Annotated in this window: 2 protein-coding genes; one reads left to right on the plus strand and one right to left on the minus strand. The window is 71.4% G+C overall.

From position 1 onward, the window contains the following. Positions 1 to 222: 222 nt before the first annotated feature. Positions 223 to 1,716 carry a D-alanyl-D-alanine carboxypeptidase/D-alanyl-D-alanine-endopeptidase gene (gene dacB, locus ACFVYL_RS31805; RefSeq protein WP_389722103.1) on the minus strand — a complete coding sequence of 498 codons (1,494 nt, stop codon included), beginning with the start codon at positions 1,714 to 1,716 and terminating at the stop codon, positions 223 to 225. A 133-nt stretch (positions 1,717 to 1,849) separates the two neighbouring features. Here dacB and ACFVYL_RS31810 point away from each other — a divergent pair, with 133 nt between their 5' ends. Then, complete coding sequence (locus ACFVYL_RS31810) at positions 1,850 to 2,341, plus strand: inorganic diphosphatase (protein WP_055568469.1); 492 nt, start codon at positions 1,850 to 1,852, stop codon at positions 2,339 to 2,341. The last annotated feature ends 114 nt before the right edge of the window (positions 2,342 to 2,455 follow it).

Below are 2,455 nucleotides of genomic sequence, written 5' to 3' on the forward strand. Positions count from 1 at the left end.
GCGCAGTTCCCCGCGCCCCTGGGGGAGCCGGGGGTGCTTCTCGGGTGCGGGTCGGGTGTGGCTTGGCGCGCAGTTCCCCGCGCCCCTGGGGGAGCTGGGGCTGTTTCTCGGGTGCGGGTCGTATGTGGCTTGGCTCGCCGTTCCTCGCGTCCCTGGGCGTGGCCCGGCGCGCGTTTGCCGCGGGCGCCTTCGCCTGCGCCGTTCCCCGCGCCCCTGGGCGCGTCAGCGGCAGCCGCAGTTCGCCACCGTTGAGGCCATGTGGTCCAGGGCCGCCTGGGCCGCGGTGGGGTCGGTCGTGCCTGTGGTCATGAAGGCGAAGACCAGGAGGCGGCCGTCCGCGTCCACCACCGTGCCCGCGAGGCTGTTCACTCCCGTCAGCGTGCCGGTCTTGGCGCGTACGACGCCCGTGCCCGGCGAGTCCTTGGGGTAGCGGTCGACGAGCGTGCCGGTGAAGCCCGCCACGGGCAGGCCCGTCACCACGGAGCGCAGTCCGGGGCGGGCCGGGTCGGCGGCGCGGTCCAGGAGGGCCGCCAGGAGTTCGGCGGAGATCCGGTCGGCCCGGTCCAGGCCGCTGCCGTCGGCGAAGGTCGTGCCGGAGAGCGGCAGGTCGAGCTTTTCCAGCTGGGCGCGGACCGCCTTGCCGCCTCCTTCGAAGCTCGCCGGCTCCTTCGCGGCGACGGCGGTCTGGCGGGCCAGCGCCTCGGCGATGTCGTTGTCGCTGTGCGTCAGCATCCGCTCGACGAGGGACGACAGGGGCGGCGACTCGACCTTGGCGAGGGATTCGGCGCGGTCCGACGCCTCGGCGGCGCCAGGGTCCGGCTTGATCTTGATGCCGCGGTCCTTGAGGAAGCCCGCGAACTTCCTCGCCGCGTCGCCCGCCGGGTCCCCCGCGCGCGGGGCGGGCCCGCTGGAGGAGTCGTCGAGCCGTCCCTCGTCGGCCATCAGGGCGCTGACCGGCGTGATGTTCTCGTTGGGCCCGATGGGGTGCTGCTCGGGTCCGGAGTACAGCGACGTGTCGTACGAGAGTCTCACCTCGTCGATCTTGCGGCTCTTCAGGGCGCGGGCCGTGTCCTCGGCGAGGGTGCGCAGGCTCGCCGCGGTGTCGGTGTAGCGGCCGTCCTTGCGGGCGGTGAGCGTGGGGTCGCCGCCGCCGACCAGGACGACGTCCGGTGCGCCGGAGGAACCGGAAGCGGGCTCGATGAGCGTCTTCGTAGTGATGCGGTGGTCCGGGCCCGCCGCGGAGAGCGCCGCGACCGCCGTGGCGATCTTGACCGTCGACGCGGGCGTGAGGCCGTCGCCCGCGCCCTTGCCGTAGACCCGCTTGCCGGAGGCCACGTCCAGGACGACGGCCGACCGCTCGGGCCCCAGCGCCGGATCCTTCAGGAGCGGATCGAGCACGTCCGCCATGGCCGAGCCCGTCGGCGCGGGCGCCACCCCCGCGGGCGCGCCGAGTCCGGCGAGCACGGAAGGCGCGCTCGGGGCGGATTCGGGCGCACCCTCCGGCCCGCGACCCGCGTGATCTGCGCCACCCCAGGCCTCCTGGGAAGCGGCCCGGTCCCGCTCCGCCGTACGCTGACCGGAGGAGTCCCAAGGGCCGGCCGCGGCCACCGCCCCGACCGCGATGACCAGGCCGAAGGCGGCGGCACCAGCTGTGAGCTGCCATGTCGTGAGCTTCCCGGAGAACCCGGTGAGCTTGGTGGCGGAAGGCTTTGTCAGCTGTCTCAAAAGCTGTCGAGGCCGCTGCCAAGGCTTGAGCTCCGGCACGACGACCAGCCCCTTTCGCGATCACACATCTGCGTGAGGGACACTTAATCACCCGAAGTATGTGCTGATCATGGAGGAGCCACCCGTGGAGTTCGACGTCACCATCGAGATTCCGAAGGGTTCGCGGAACAAGTACGAGGTGGACCACGAGACCGGCCGGATCCGTCTGGACCGTCGCCTCTTCACGTCGACCAGCTACCCCGCGGACTACGGTTTCGTCGAGAACACCCTCGGTGAGGACGGTGACCCGCTGGACGCCCTCGTCATCCTGGACGAGCCGACCTTCCCGGGCTGCCTCATCAAGTGCCGCGCGATCGGCATGTTCCGGATGACCGACGAGGCGGGCGGCGACGACAAGCTGCTCTGCGTCCCGGCTTCGGACCCGCGCGTGGAGCACCTGCGCGACATCCACCACGTCTCCGAGTTCGACCGCCTGGAGATCCAGCACTTCTTCGAGGTCTACAAGGACCTGGAGCCCGGCAAGTCCGTCGAGGGCGCCGACTGGGTCGGCCGTACGGACGCCGAGGCCGAGATCGAGCGTTCCTACAAGCGCTTCAAGGACGAGGGCGGCCACTGAGCCGGCCCCGCCCCGAACGGGCCGCGCGGGCCCCCCGGGGGGGAGCGCCCCCGGGCTCTGATAGTGCGCTAACTGCCAAAAAGACGTGTGATTATAAAGAAATAAAAATAGATT

The organism is Streptomyces sp. NPDC058308 (assembly GCF_042880275.1).
GTDB lineage: Bacteria > Actinomycetota > Actinomycetes > Streptomycetales > Streptomycetaceae > Streptomyces.